Below are 13,427 nucleotides of genomic sequence, written 5' to 3'. Positions count from 1 at the left end.
AAACCTGTGGATGTCGGTTATCTACAGCTGCGCCGCCAATCTCGACCCCTGATCAATGGCCCGCTTGGCATCCAGCTCCGCCGCCACATCCGCGCCGCCAATCAAGTGCACGTTCTGCCCCGCTGCCACCAGCCCGTCCTGCAACTCACGCAACGGGTCCTGCCCGGCGCAAATCACAATGTTGTCCACTGCCAACACCTGCGGCTCGCCTTCGCCAATGCGGATATGTAGCCCTGCATCGTCGATGCCCAGGTACTCGACACTGTTGAGCATCTGCACCTGCTTGTTTTTCAGACCCGCGCGGTGGATCCAGCCGGTGGTTTTGCCCAGGCCGTCACCCACCTTGGTTTTTTTCCGTTGCAGCAGGAACACCTGGCGCGCCGGGGCATGCACCTCGGGCTTGATTCCCGCCACACCGCCACGGGCTTCAAGCGCACTGTCGATGCCCCATTCCTTCCAGAACGCCTCGCGGTCCTGGCTGGTGGCAACGCCCTGATGCACTAGGAACTCCGACACGTCAAAACCAATCCCGCCCGCGCCAATCACCGCCACTTTGGCGCCCACCGGCTTACGCTGCAGAATCACATCCAGGTAGCTCAGCACCTTGGGGTGATCGATGCCCGGAATCGCCGGAGTTCGTGGCGCGATGCCAGTGGCCAGAATGATCTCGTCAAAACCGCCATCAACCAATTGCTGCACACCCACCCGGGTATTCAGGCACAGCTCGACGCCGGTGGTTTGCAGCTTGCGCTTGAAGTAACGCAGGGTTTCGAAAAACTCTTCCTTGCCCGGCACGCGCTTGGCCACGTTGAACTGACCACCGATTTCGCTGGCCGAGTCAAACAGCATCACCTCATGCCCGCGCTCGGCGGCTACGGTGGCAGCAGCCAGCCCGGCCGGGCCGGCACCCACCACGGCGATTTTTTTCACGGCAATGGTCGGCAAATAATTGAGTTCGGTTTCATGGCAGGCACGCGGGTTGACCAGGCAACTGGTCAGTTTGCCGCCAAAGGTGTGGTCAAGGCACGCCTGGTTGCAACCGATGCAGGTATTGATCTCGTCGCTGCGCCCGGCAGCCGCCTTGTTGACGAACTCGGGGTCGGCCAGGAACGGGCGCGCCATCGACACCATGTCGGCATCGCCATCGGCCAGAATCTGCTCGGCGATTTCCGGGGTGTTGATGCGGTTGGTGGTAATCAGCGGTACCTTCACCGAGCCACGCAGCTTGGCCGTGACCTTGCTGAACGCCGCACGGGGCACCTTGGTGGCGATCGTCGGGATACGCGCTTCGTGCCAGCCGATACCGGTGTTGATCAGGGTCGCACCGGCCGATTCGACAGCCTTGGCCAGTTGCACGATTTCTTCCCAGACGCTGCCGCCTTCCACCAGATCGAGCATCGACAGGCGGTAAATGATAATGAAATTCGAGCCAACGGCTTCGCGCACGCGACGTACGATTTCCACCGGCAGGCGCATGCGGTTTTCGTAACTGCCACCCCAACGGTCGGTACGCTGGTTGGTGTGCGCCGCCAGGAACTGGTTAATCAGGTAGCCTTCCGAGCCCATGATCTCGACACCGTCATAGCCCGCGCTTTGGGCCAGCCTGGCGCAGGTCACGAAGTCGCTGATCTGCTTTTCGATGCCCTCCTCGTCCAGCTCCTTTGGCTTGAACGGGTTGATCGGTGCCTGGATCGCACTCGGCGCGACCTGGCGCGGGCTGTAGGCATAGCGCCCGGCGTGGAGGATCTGCAGGCAGATCTTGCCGCCGGCATCGTGTACGGCGCGGGTCACGACCACATGCTTTTCGGCTTCTTCGACGGTGCTCAGCTTGGCTGCGCCGCTGTACACCCCACCCTCGTCATTGGGTGCAATGCCGCCAGTGACAATCAGGCCCACGCCGCCACGAGCACGCTCGGCAAAGTAGGCAGCCATGCGCTCAAAGCCGCCAGGCTTTTCTTCCAGGCCGGTGTGCATCGAGCCCATCAGGCTGCGGTTGCGCAAGGTGGTAAAACCCAGATCCAGGGGGGCGAGTAAATGCGGGTAACGAGGGGCGGTCATCGAAAAGCTCCACAACGGGCGAAATCACGGAACGCGGGATGCTCTGCGGCTCCCGGCGCTTGATAGGAGGCACAGTAAAGACTCAATCGGCCCCACTCAATGACCCAAAGTTACAAATTATTAACCCTAGTGCGCAGCCCCCCTTGGCAAGTCGGCGCGCGCCACCTACCCTAGAGGCCGAATTCCGCTGAAAGCTGTCCGCTCTATCTCTATGCGCAAACTCATTGGCTGCACCTTACTGATTGCCCTTCTCGCCGCTGCCGGCAGCTATGCCTGGTGGACCACGCAAAGGGACGTTGGCCACTACCTGTCTGACCTGCGTATCGAGCTGGCCATCAACGACGGCGTCAATAACGACCGTGGCAACCTGCTGGGCATCGAACCCGATCTGTCGCCACGGGATTATCAAAGCCTGGCACTGGTTCACCTCAAGCTTGCGGCGTACCTCAACAGCGCCCGCGACGCCGGCCTGATCAACGACAAAACCGTAGTGGTACTGCCGGAACATATCGGCTCGTGGCTGATGTTCCGTGGCGAAAAAAGCCAGCTGTACCAGGCAGCCAACCTCAATGAAGCCATGCACTGGCTGGCCATCAGCAACCCCCTGGCCTTCGCCGGTGCCTGGTTACGGGCCGACGGCGAAAGCCGGACCAACGATGCCCACCTGCGCATGAAGGCCGCCAGCATGGCCGCCGACTACCAGACGCTGTTCGGTGGCCTGGCCAAGGAATTCGGGGTAACCCTGGTGGCTGGCAGCATTGCATTGCCCGAGCCACGCATTGAGCACGGCAAGCTGCTGCCCGGCAGCGGCCCGCTGTACAACAGCAGCGTGGTGTTTGACCGCACGGGCGTAGCGCTCGGCAAACCCCAGCTTCAGTTATTGCCCACCTATGAAGAACAGAGCTATATCCAGCCCGGCCCCGACCATGAGTTGAATGTGGTGGACACCCCGGCCGGGCGCCTGGGCATCCTGATCGGCAGCGACAGCTGGTACCCCGAGAACTACCGCACCCTCAACGAAAAAGGCGTGCAATTGATTGCCGTGCCAGCGTTTATCGTCGGCAAGACCACTTGGGACAAGCCCTGGGGCGGCTATAAAAGCGTATCGACCCCCAGCGAAATCAGCCTCAAGCCCGGCGAAGTGACCGAAGGCGATGCCTGGCATCGCCTGACCCTCATCAGCAGCCTGCCCAGCAGCACCGCCGAAGCGGGCATGACCGTGTTCCTGCGCGGCAAGTTCTGGGACAAGCACAGCACCGGCCAGGGCTTTATCAGCCGCAACGGCCAGACCAGCCCGGACCAGCCGGTGAGCGGCGCCCGGTTGCTCAATCTCTGGTTGTAATGCCATGAAGCCGCTGCCGATGCGCCTGGGCGATCTTTCGGTCGGGTTTGTCCAGGCCCTGGCTGACGCCGTGCGCAGTTGCGCCCAAGACCCGGCACCGCTGCTCGAACAGTTCGGCCTGGACCCGGCTCGCCTGGCCCAGCCGCTGGCACGCCTGTCGATCCCCCGCTATATGCGCCTGGGCCACGCCGCGATTGCCCTGACCGGCAACCCGGCCCTGGGCCTGCGCATGGGCCAGCTTAGCCGCCTGAGCCAGGTGGGGCTGGCCGGGGTTACCGCAGCCCAGGCCCCCACCGTGCGTGAAGCGGCACGCACCCTGATCCGCTTCGAGCCCTTGTACGGCTCCAACTACCGCGGGCAATCGAGCCTGCACGAAGATGCCCGGGGCGCCTGGCTGCGGTTTTACTCCATCAGCCCGTACAACGCCTACAACCGCTTTGTGGTGGACTCGATCATCGCTGGCTGGTTGCAGCACCTGTCAACGGTCGCGGCGCAACCCTTGAGCTGCGAACAGATCGATATTGAATTCAGCGAGCCGGATTACGCGCAGCACTACAGCGAGCTGGGCAGTGTCGCAATCCACTTTCGCGCCGACACCAATCAATTGCGCCTCAATCACGCCACCCTCGACTTGCGCAACCCCCAGCACTGCCCCAGCACCTGGGCGTACCTGCTGCAATTGTGCGAACGGGAACTGGAGCAACTGACCCGCACCCGCAGCCTGCGCGAGCGCATCACGCAATTGCTGGGGCCTTTGCTCAATGGCGGTCGCGAACCCGACCTGGAAGAAGTGGCGGCACGCCTGAAGCTGCCAACCTGGACCCTGCGCCGCAAGCTGACAGAAGAAGGCACGCAGTTTCGCGCCATTCTCAATGACACACGACGCGACCTCGCCATGACCTATATCCGTGATACAGAGCTGGCCTTTGGCGAAATTGCCTATTTGTTGGGGTTTGCCTCAGCCGAGGCGTTTCAGCGGGCTTTCAAGCGCTGGAATGCGCAGACGCCGGGGGAGTACCGCCGGCGTCAGCGCCAATCTGCCTGAGGCGATGCAGGGCTCAAAGCTCTGTCGCGTCATCGGCAGGGTCCAGCGGGTCCAGTTCAAAGGCCTGGTACTCAAGCAGCTCTTCCTGATAGTCGTCCATTGCAGCATCCCTTTTCAGTCTGTGTTAAGTCATGCCTGAGCATAAAGTGCCCGCATGAAGGAAAAATGACACCTTCGCGCGCACTGTCAATACCCATTGATAAACGTAGCAGAGCTTTTGAGATTTACTGCACAGTTATTGAACGGTGGAAGGCTCTGCTGCGGCAGGTGCGGGGGTGATGGCAGGCTCAGCTGCAGGCTCGACCACAGGCGTCACCGGTGCCACAACTGCTGGCACCGTTACAGGCACCTCAGCAGGCAGCACAGGCTCAACGGCTGCCGGTGGCACCACCGGCTCGCTGACAGGCGCCACCGCAGGCTCAGGCACAATAACCGGCACAGCTGCAGGCACAACGACTTCAGCCTTCACCGGCGCGGGTTCCGGCACACCCAATTCAGGCTTGGGTTGTTGCGGGGCGTGCGGCGCTTTCTTTTCTTCCTTGGGCTTGGGCAGGAACACTTCGACCAAGCCAAAGAAACGGTCATAGAACTGCGCCGAAGACACCGTCTCGCTGGCGACCTTGACCATCGAGTCATCGGTGGAGCCAATCGGCATCGACACCGACCCCAGCACACCGACACCCAGGCTGGCAGAGTTGTTGACTTTCTTCAGTGCGTATCGGTCCTGCAGCGCATTGGCGAACATGGTGGCGTGATGCTCAGAACCGCCATCGTCAGCACACACAATGTTGAAGCTGATTTCCAGATGGCTTTCGCCAGTTTGCTGGAAGCTCTTGTGGCCGCTGATCATCTTTGGGTCGTTGCTGGTGATGATATAGCCCTGGCTGAGCAAAGCGCGGCGCGCTGCTTCGCAGGCAGTCTTGTCGGTCACCGGGTAATTGCGCGAGAACGTACCGGAGTCATCGAAGTTTTCATGTTCATAGATGGCTGTTTTCTTCGACGAACAACCTGCGAGACCAGTCAGCACGAGGGCGACTACCACGGCACGCACGGGGAATGACATAAGCATTGAAGATCCTGAAGAGAACGGTACGGGGCGTATTGTGCATCAAGTGGGGTTTTTTGCGTGGGTTTGATTGGCTCATCCCCCGTGAAACTGCGCATCGCCTGTGGGAGCGGGCTTGCTCGCGATGGCATCCGCGCGAACCAGCAGAAGCACCGCGCCGCGTGTGTCGCAGGCAAGCCAGCACCCATAGCGATTTTGCAGCATCCCGAGCCAAATCCCGGGCACAAAAAAAGCGACCCTTGGGTCGCTTTTTTTGCAGCTTCAGAGAGTTCAAGGGCTCTGGAGCAAATATGGCGCAGCGGACGGGACTCGAACCCGCGACCCCCGGCGTGACAGGCCGGTATTCTAACCGACTGAACTACCGCTGCGTATCGCTCGGACTTGCGCCCGTTTGAAACTTTTAAACCTGTGACTGAACAGCTTCGGTGCTTTTCAATCGCAAACCAGGCGAGCCTGATTTGTACAAATATGGCGCAGCGGACGGGACTCGAACCCGCGACCCCCGGCGTGACAGGCCGGTATTCTAACCGACTGAACTACCGCTGCGCGTCGGTGGCAGTTCCTTTCGGAACGACCTTTCTCTTGCGAGAATCTCAAGAAGTGGTGGGTGATGACGGGATCGAACCGCCGACCCTCTGCTTGTAAGGCAGATGCTCTCCCAGCTGAGCTAATCACCCTTTGCTTCGTTGAGGCCGCGAAATTTACGCACCTATCGAAGCTAAGTCAAGGACAAGATTGGGTTTTTTTCGAAATTTGCAAAAATAGTGGTCTGGCCTTACTCGCCGTAGATCATCTTCTTGCTCATGCCGCCATCCACCACAAACTCCTGCCCCGTGACAAAACCGGCATTGCGCGACAACAACCACGCAACCATCGCTGCAACGTCTTCCACGCTCCCTGCCCGGCCCGCCGGGTGCTGGGCATGATCGGCCTCTGTCAGCGGCTCTGCGCGCCTTGCAGAGGGATCACGGGCATCGATCCAGCCCGGGCTGACAGCATTGACCCTGATCTGCGGGCCAAGGCTGATGGCCAGTGCGTGGGTCAATGCCAGCAACCCGCCCTTGCTCGCCACATAAGCCTCGGTATCAGGCTCCGACTGACGGGCGCGGGTAGAAGCCAGGTTAACGATCGCCCCGCAATGCGCACGCAGATACGGCGCGCAATGCTTGGCCAGCAACATCGGCCCGGTGAGATTGACCGCCAGGACGCGGTTCCAGTGTTGCAGGTCGAGGCTTTCCAGAGGCGTATTGTGCGGATCCGCAATCGCGGCGTTGCACACCAGCCCGTCGAGCCGGCCGAACTGCCCCAGCACCTGGGCGACACACTGGATGACATCGGCCTCAACCGACACATCCATCGTCACGAACCAGGCACTTTCACCCAGCGCCTTGGCCACCCTGGCGCCACGGGCACGGTCAATATCGGTCAACACCACTTGCCAGCCTTCACTGACCAGCCAGGCCGCAATCCCCAGGCCAATGCCGCGTGCAGCGCCGGTCACCAGCGCTACACGGCCATTACCGCCAACCGGTGCTTCGAGCATCCAATCGGTCACAGCGCAGCCAGGCCCCGTGCAAGGTCGGCCTGCAGGTCGGCAACATCTTCCAGACCCACGGCAATGCGGATCAGGCTGTCACGAATACCGGCCGCTTCACGCTCCTGCGGTGCCAGGCGGCCATGGGAAGTGGTCGCCGGATGGGTAATCGTGGTTTTGCTGTCACCCAGGTTGGCAGTGATCGAGATCAGGCGGGTGGCGTCGATAAAGCGCCAGGCGCCCTCCTTGCCGCCCTTGACCTCAAAACTGACAACGGCACCAAAACCGCGCTGCTGGCGCTGGGCCAATTCGTACTGTGGATGACTCTTGAGACCGGCGTAGTGAACCTTCTCTACGCCGTCCTGCTGCTCCAGCCACTCGGCCAGGGCCTGGGCACTGGCGCAGTGAGCGCGCATACGCAGATTGAGAGTCTCCAGCCCCTTGAGGAAGATCCACGCATTGAACGGGCTCAGGGTCGGCCCGGCAGTGCGCAGGAAACCGACGATTTCTTTCATCAGCTCGCCACGACCGGCAACCACGCCGCCCATGCAACGGCCCTGACCATCGATAAACTTGGTTGCCGAATGCACCACGATGTCTGCGCCCAGCTTCAGCGGCTGCTGCAAGGCTGGCGTGCAGAAGCAGTTGTCTACTACCAGCAAGGCCCCCTTGGCATGGGCGATTTCTGCCAGTGCGGCGATATCCACCAGCTCGGCCAGCGGGTTGGACGGCGACTCGACAAACAGCAGCTTGGTGTTGGGCTTGATTGCCGCATCCCAGCCGGCCAGTTCGGCCAAAGGCACATAATCAACCTGCACGCCGAAGCGCTTGAAATACTTTTCAAACAGGCTGATGGTCGAACCGAACACACTGCGCGACACCAGGATATGGTCCCCGGCGCTGCACAGGCTCATGACCACCGACAGGATGGCTGCCATGCCCGTCGCCGTGGCTACGGCCTGCTCGGCACCTTCAAGGGCGGCAATGCGCTCTTCGAAAGCACGGACCGTAGGGTTGGTGTAACGCGAATAAACGTTGCCTGCCACCTCGCCCGAAAACCGCGCTGCCGCGTCGGCGGCCGTGCGGAACACATAGCTGGAGGTCAGGAACATCGCATCGCCGTGCTCGCCTTCTGGCGTACGGTGCTGGCCTGCGCGCACCGCCAGGGTGTCGAACGCTACGCCGTCGAGGTCGCTGTCCAGCCGACCTGCATCCCAATCCTGACTCATGCTGCCACTCCTTGCTGTATTAGAGAAACGCAAACCGGCCCATCAGGGCCGGTTTGGTGAAATCCTAGTTGTTGTATATGCCGATGGTGGCACCCACACCCTGGGCAACCACCTTGGACGCATCGTTGCGCGCACGCTCGATACGCTCCAGGTAGTTGTCGTCAATATCGCCGGTGACGTACTTGCCGTCAAACACCGCGCAATCGAACGCATCGATCTTGATCTTGCCGCCCCCCACCGCATCGATCAGGTCAGGCAGGTCCTGATAGATCAGCCAGTCGGCACCAATCAGCTCGGCCACTTCCTGGGTGCTGCGGTTGTGTGCGATCAGCTCATGGGCGCTTGGCATGTCAATGCCATACACGTTCGGGTAACGCACAGCCGGAGCAGCCGAGCAGAAGTAGACATTCTTGGCGCCGGCTTCACGAGCCATCTGAATGATCTGCTTGCAGGTAGTACCGCGCACGATCGAGTCGTCCACCAGCATCACGTTCTTGCCACGGAACTCAAGCTCGATGGCATTGAGCTTCTGGCGCACGGATTTTTTACGCGCAGCCTGGCCCGGCATGATGAAGGTACGGCCGATGTAGCGGTTTTTCACAAAGCCTTCGCGGAACTTGACGCCCAGGTGGTTGGCCAGCTCCAGCGCAGCACAACGGCTGGTGTCCGGAATCGGGATGACCACATCGATGTCGTGCTCAGGACGCTCGCGCAGGATCTTCTCGGCCAGTTTCTCACCCATGCGCAGACGGGCCTTGTACACCGACACACCGTCGATGATCGAATCCGGACGCGCCAGGTACACATGTTCGAAGATGCACGGGGTCAGTTTCGGGTTGGCCGCGCACTGACGGGTGTGCAGCTTGCCGTCTTCAGTGATGTACACCGCTTCGCCCGGTGCCAGGTCGCGGATCAGGGTAAAGCCCAGTACATCAAGGGACACGCTTTCGGAGGCGATCATGTACTCGACGCCTTCGTCGGTATGACGCTGACCGAAGACGATCGGACGAATGCCGTTCGGATCGCGGAAACCGACAATGCCGTAACCGGTGATCATTGCCACCACGGCGTAACCGCCGAGGCAACGGTTATGGACATCAGCCACAGCCGCGAACACGTCTTCTTCAGTGGGCTGCAACTTGCCGCGCTGCGCCAGCTCATGGGCGAAGACGTTAAGCAACACTTCCGAATCGGAGTTGGTGTTGACGTGACGCAAGTCAGATTCGTAAATCTCCTTGGCCAGCTGTTCAACGTTGGTCAGGTTACCGTTATGCGCCAGGGTGATGCCATAGGGCGAGTTGACGTAAAACGGCTGGGCTTCAGCTGAAGTCGAGCTGCCAGCGGTTGGATAACGAACGTGGCCAATGCCCACGTTGCCGACCAGACGCTGCATGTGACGCTGATGAAACACGTCACGAACCAGCCCGTTGTCCTTGCGCAGAAATAACCGGCCATTATGGCTGGTCACAATACCGGCAGCATCCTGGCCGCGGTGCTGGAGGACGGTTAGCGCGTCATACAGCGCCTGATTGACGTTCGACTTACCGACGATACCGACGATGCCACACATGCGACGCAACCCCTACTTAATGGATCTGAACTGAACACCGCTCACTTGGGCTGGGTAGCCGGCAAGAGGTGCTCCTTGAACGGAATATCAGCGGGTACGCTGATTCCGCTGGCCAGCCACTGACTGCTCCACCCCAGAATGAGGTTTTTGGACCAGTCGGCAACCAATAGAAATTGTGGCACGAGCTGCGACTCTTGCCACCATGAGTCTTGCTGTACAGGCCCCAGGCTCAACAGCCCGACGGCAGTGACCACCAGCAACGCGCCACGCGCAGCGCCGAAGGCCATGCCAAGGAAACGATCGGTCCCGGACAGGCCGGTGACGCGAATCAGTTCGCCGATAAGAAAATTGATCATTGCGCCTACCAGCAAGGTGGCGACAAACAGGATGGTGCACCCGGCGATGACACGGGCGGAAGGTGTTTCGATGTATCCGGAGAGGTATTGCGACAGCGAACCGCCGAACATCCAGGCAACGACCCCGGCAATGATCCAGGTGCACAGCGACAATGCTTCTTTTACGAAGCCGCGCTTCAAGCTGATCAAAGCGGAGATGGCGATGATTGCAACGATCGCCCAGTCAACCCAGGTAAATGGCACAGTTCAGCCTACGGATAGATGAGGCGGCGCATTTTAGCAGAGCGCCGCCGCTCAGGTAAGGCGATTTATCCGTGCCGGTGCAATCAGATTGCACCTTTTTACCCTGTCAGCCACGCTCAGGCTGAAAGCGCACCACAAAACCCTTGAGGTTTTGCTGCTTGCCGAGCAAATCACGCAGGCGGTCCGCCTCTGCACGCTCCAGCAACGGGCCGACAAAAACTCGGTTCATCCCGCCCGAAGATCGCACATAAGCGTTATAGCCTTGATTGCGAAGGGTTTTTTGCAAGTTGTCGGCACTGGCACGATTGGACAGGCTCACCAACTGGACCGACCAACTGATCGGCAAGCCGTTGGGGTCAACCCGTTTTTGCGTGGTATCGAGTTTGGCAGGAGCCTGGGCAACCGTCTGTGCCGGCGTGACGGCTGGCGGCTTGGGCGCAGCCACTACAGGCTTGGCCACTACCGCTGCTGGCGCCTGCTGTTCGACTACCGGCTGCTGAACCGGAGCCGGCTCCTCAGGGATAACCTGTGGTTCAGGCACGGCAACCGGCTCGACCTTGACCTGCGGCATTACCGGCATTTCAGGGGCACTCGGCGCATCGACCTGGATCTGACGCTGCTCGTCCTGCCGGGAGAACAACATCGGCAGAAAAATAACCGCCAGCGCCACCAGCACCAAGGCACCCACCATCCGTTGTTTGTACGCCTTATCCAGCAAAGCCATGTGCAGCCTCCTGCGTGGCACGCTGCTCCAACCACTCGAGCGCCTGCGCAACACAATAAAATGATCCGAACAACAGGATTTCGTCTTCAGCCGTGGCCCGCTCGCACTGCGCCTCAAGCGCTTGCGCCACACTGGCGTAAGCCGAAACCGAAGCGCCCAAACCTTGCAGGGCGGCCTCGACCTCAGCCCCCGGGCGCGTGCGCGGGGTGTCCAGCGGCGCAACGGCCCAATGCACGACCGACCCGGTCAGCTGTGACACTACGCCATCCAGGTCCTTGTCCGCCAGCAAACCAAACACCGCCAGGCGCTTACCGGCAACCGGCCGTTGCGTCAGGCGGCGCGCCAGGTACTCGGCAGCATGGGGGTTGTGGCCCACATCCAGCAGCACGCTCAGGGTCTTGCCCTTCCAGTTGAACTGGCGACGATCCAGCCGCCCGGTGATTCGAGTAGCCGCCAGCGCTGCCACAATCCGCTCGGGCTGCCAGGGCAGACCGCTCAGCGCGTAGGCCTGCACGGCCAGCGCCGCGTTTTCCATCGGCAGATCCAGCAGCGGAATATCGCGCAGCTCGAGCATTTGCCCCTGGGCATCCAGACCCTGCCAATGCCAGACCTCATCGGTACTGCTCAAGTCAAAGTCACGACCGCGCAAAAACAGCGGGCAGTCCAGTTCGGCTGCCCTGTCGAGCAAGGTATGTGGCGGATTGAGATCACCACACAGGGCCGGCTTGCCCGCACGGAAGATCCCGGCCTTTTCAAAGGCCACGGATTCGCGGGTATTGCCCAGGTATTCGACATGATCGACACCGATACTGGTCACCAGTGCCAGGTCGGCATCCACCAGATTGACCGCATCCAGTCGCCCGCCCAGCCCGACTTCCAGCACTACGGCATCCAGCTGGGCACGCTCAAACAGCCAGAAGGCGGCCAGCGTACCCATTTCAAAATAAGTCAGGGACGTATCGCCACGTCCTGCGTCCAGGGCCGCGAAGGCCTCACAGAGCAGTTCGTCGCTGATTTCAGCCCCGTCAATCTGTACGCGCTCGTTATAGCGCAGCAGGTGGGGCGAGCTGTAAACCCCCACCTTGAGCCCTTGCGCCTGCAGCAATGCGGCCACAAACGCACAGGTCGAGCCCTTGCCATTGGTACCCGTCACCGTCACCACCCGTGGCGCAGGCTTTTGCAGCCCCATGCGGTTCGTTACCTCGCGTGCGCGATCCAGCCCCATATCAATGGCGGCTGGATGCAGCTGTTCAAGATAGGCGAGCCACTCGCCAAGGGTGCGCTGGGTCATAGGTTTGCAGGTGCCGGCGGAACAACGATAGTTTCAACAGGCGCAGCTACGAACACAGGGGTTGGCAAGCCCATCATCTGTGCCAGCAGGTTGCCCAGGCGTGGACGCAGTTCCTGACGGGAAACGATCAGGTCGATCGCGCCGTGCTCCAGCAGGAACTCGCTGCGCTGGAAGCCTTCGGGCAGTTTTTCGCGAACGGTCTGCTCGATCACGCGCGGGCCGGCAAAGCCGATCAGCGCCTTGGGTTCAGCCACGATCACGTCACCGAGCATCGCCAGGCTGGCCGAAACACCGCCATACACCGGATCGGTCAGAACCGAGATAAACGGGATGCCTTCTTCACGCAGACGCGCCAGCACCGCCGAGGTCTTGGCCATTTGCATCAGGGAGATCAGGGCTTCTTGCATCCGCGCACCGCCGGAGGCTGCAAAGCAGATCATCGGGCAGCGGTTTTCCAGTGCGTAGTTGGCGGCACGCACAAAGCGCTCGCCAACGATGGCGCCCATCGAGCCGCCCATAAAGGAGAATTCGAACGCCGATACCACCACCGGCATGCCCAGCAAGGTGCCGCTCATGGAAATCAGGGCGTCTTTTTCACCGGTCTGCTTCTGCGCGCCAACCAGGCGATCCTTGTACTTCTTGCTGTCGCGGAACTTGAGGCGGTCAACCGGCTCCAGGTCTGCGCCCAGCTCGGCACGACCGTCGGCATCCAGGAAGATGTCAATGCGCGCGCGGGCGCCTATGCGCATGTGGTGATTGCATTTAGGGCAAACGTCCAGGGTCTTTTCCAGCTCAGGACGATAAAGTACAGCGTCGCAAGACGGGCATTTGTGCCACAGGCCTTCAGGTACCGAGCTCTTTTTGACCTCGGAACGCATGATCGAAGGAATCAGCTTGTCTACCAACCAGTTGCTCATGCTTTCTTTCTCCAGTACCGGTGGCCAGAACAGTAGAGTTCAGGCCCCGTGT

At 60.8% G+C, this 13,427-nt stretch carries 11 protein-coding genes and 3 tRNA genes; 2 read left to right on the top strand and 12 right to left on the bottom strand.

Annotation, left to right across the window (positions count from 1 at the left end; all coding sequences use genetic code 11):
• Positions 1-21 precede the first annotated feature (21 nt).
• On the bottom strand, positions 22-2,058 hold the full coding sequence (locus BFC21_RS02865; protein WP_088377135.1) for an NADPH-dependent 2,4-dienoyl-CoA reductase: 2,037 nt from the start codon (positions 2,056-2,058) through the stop codon (positions 22-24).
• A gap of 211 nt (positions 2,059-2,269) precedes the next feature.
• On the opposite strand from BFC21_RS02865, the gene BFC21_RS02860 reads away from it, so the two are divergent.
• Together BFC21_RS02860 and BFC21_RS02855 are read left to right on the top strand one after the other, a co-directional pair.
• Positions 2,270-3,400 carry a carbon-nitrogen hydrolase family protein gene (locus tag BFC21_RS02860; RefSeq protein ID WP_088377134.1) on the top strand — a complete coding sequence of 377 codons (1,131 nt, stop codon included), beginning with the start codon at positions 2,270-2,272 and terminating at the stop codon, positions 3,398-3,400.
• A 4-nt stretch (positions 3,401-3,404) separates the two neighbouring features.
• Positions 3,405-4,445, top strand: a complete 1,041-nt coding sequence (locus BFC21_RS02855; RefSeq protein WP_088377133.1) for an AraC family transcriptional regulator — start codon at positions 3,405-3,407, stop codon at positions 4,443-4,445.
• 235 nt (positions 4,446-4,680) lie between these two features.
• Here BFC21_RS02855 and BFC21_RS02850 read toward each other — a convergent pair whose 3' ends face one another.
• The 11 genes from BFC21_RS02850 to accD all read right to left on the bottom strand — a co-directional run bounded on the left by BFC21_RS02850 (position 4,681) and on the right by accD (position 13,375).
• Positions 4,681-5,514, bottom strand: a complete 834-nt coding sequence (locus tag BFC21_RS02850; RefSeq protein ID WP_088377132.1) for a DUF2242 domain-containing protein — start codon at positions 5,512-5,514, stop codon at positions 4,681-4,683.
• 288 nt (positions 5,515-5,802) lie between these two features.
• Positions 5,803-5,879, bottom strand: a tRNA-Asp gene (locus BFC21_RS02845).
• 101 nt (positions 5,880-5,980) lie between these two features.
• Positions 5,981-6,057: transfer RNA gene (locus BFC21_RS02840), tRNA-Asp, on the bottom strand.
• Between the two features lie 55 nt (positions 6,058-6,112).
• A tRNA-Val gene (locus BFC21_RS02835) sits at positions 6,113-6,188 on the bottom strand.
• Between the two features lie 98 nt (positions 6,189-6,286).
• Positions 6,287-7,054, bottom strand: coding sequence for an SDR family oxidoreductase (locus BFC21_RS02830; RefSeq protein ID WP_162939380.1), 768 nt, complete (start codon positions 7,052-7,054; stop codon positions 6,287-6,289).
• A gap of 8 nt (positions 7,055-7,062) precedes the next feature.
• Positions 7,063-8,274: an O-succinylhomoserine sulfhydrylase gene (locus BFC21_RS02825; RefSeq protein WP_016780516.1), complete on the bottom strand. Its 1,212-nt coding sequence runs from the start codon at positions 8,272-8,274 to the stop codon at positions 7,063-7,065.
• Between the two features lie 64 nt (positions 8,275-8,338).
• A complete protein-coding gene (gene purF / locus BFC21_RS02820; RefSeq protein ID WP_016780515.1) occupies positions 8,339-9,844 on the bottom strand; it encodes an amidophosphoribosyltransferase in 1,506 nt (501 codons plus the stop codon).
• 41 nt (positions 9,845-9,885) lie between these two features.
• Entirely contained in the window at positions 9,886-10,443 is a 558-nt protein-coding gene (locus tag BFC21_RS02815) for a CvpA family protein (RefSeq protein WP_088377130.1), read from the bottom strand.
• Between the two features lie 106 nt (positions 10,444-10,549).
• Positions 10,550-11,167: an SPOR domain-containing protein gene (locus BFC21_RS02810; RefSeq protein ID WP_088377129.1), complete on the bottom strand. Its 618-nt coding sequence runs from the start codon at positions 11,165-11,167 to the stop codon at positions 10,550-10,552.
• The gene (folC, locus tag BFC21_RS02805; protein ID WP_088377128.1) at positions 11,151-12,458 is read right to left on the bottom strand and encodes a bifunctional tetrahydrofolate synthase/dihydrofolate synthase; all 1,308 of its coding nucleotides are present in this window, start codon (positions 12,456-12,458) and stop codon (positions 11,151-11,153) included. Before folC ends, BFC21_RS02810 begins: the two co-directional genes overlap by 17 nt.
• The gene (gene accD, locus BFC21_RS02800) at positions 12,455-13,375 is read right to left on the bottom strand and encodes an acetyl-CoA carboxylase, carboxyltransferase subunit beta (RefSeq protein WP_088377127.1); all 921 of its coding nucleotides are present in this window, start codon (positions 13,373-13,375) and stop codon (positions 12,455-12,457) included. The genes folC and accD overlap by 4 nt, the downstream gene beginning before the upstream one ends.
• Positions 13,376-13,427 lie beyond the last annotated feature (52 nt).

The organism is Pseudomonas sp. TMW 2.1634 (assembly GCF_001703595.1).
Taxonomy (GTDB): Bacteria; Pseudomonadota; Gammaproteobacteria; order Pseudomonadales; family Pseudomonadaceae; genus Aquipseudomonas; species Aquipseudomonas fragi.
The sequence above is the reverse complement of the archived record's forward strand: the minus strand, read 5'-3'. Positions and strand labels throughout refer to the sequence as shown.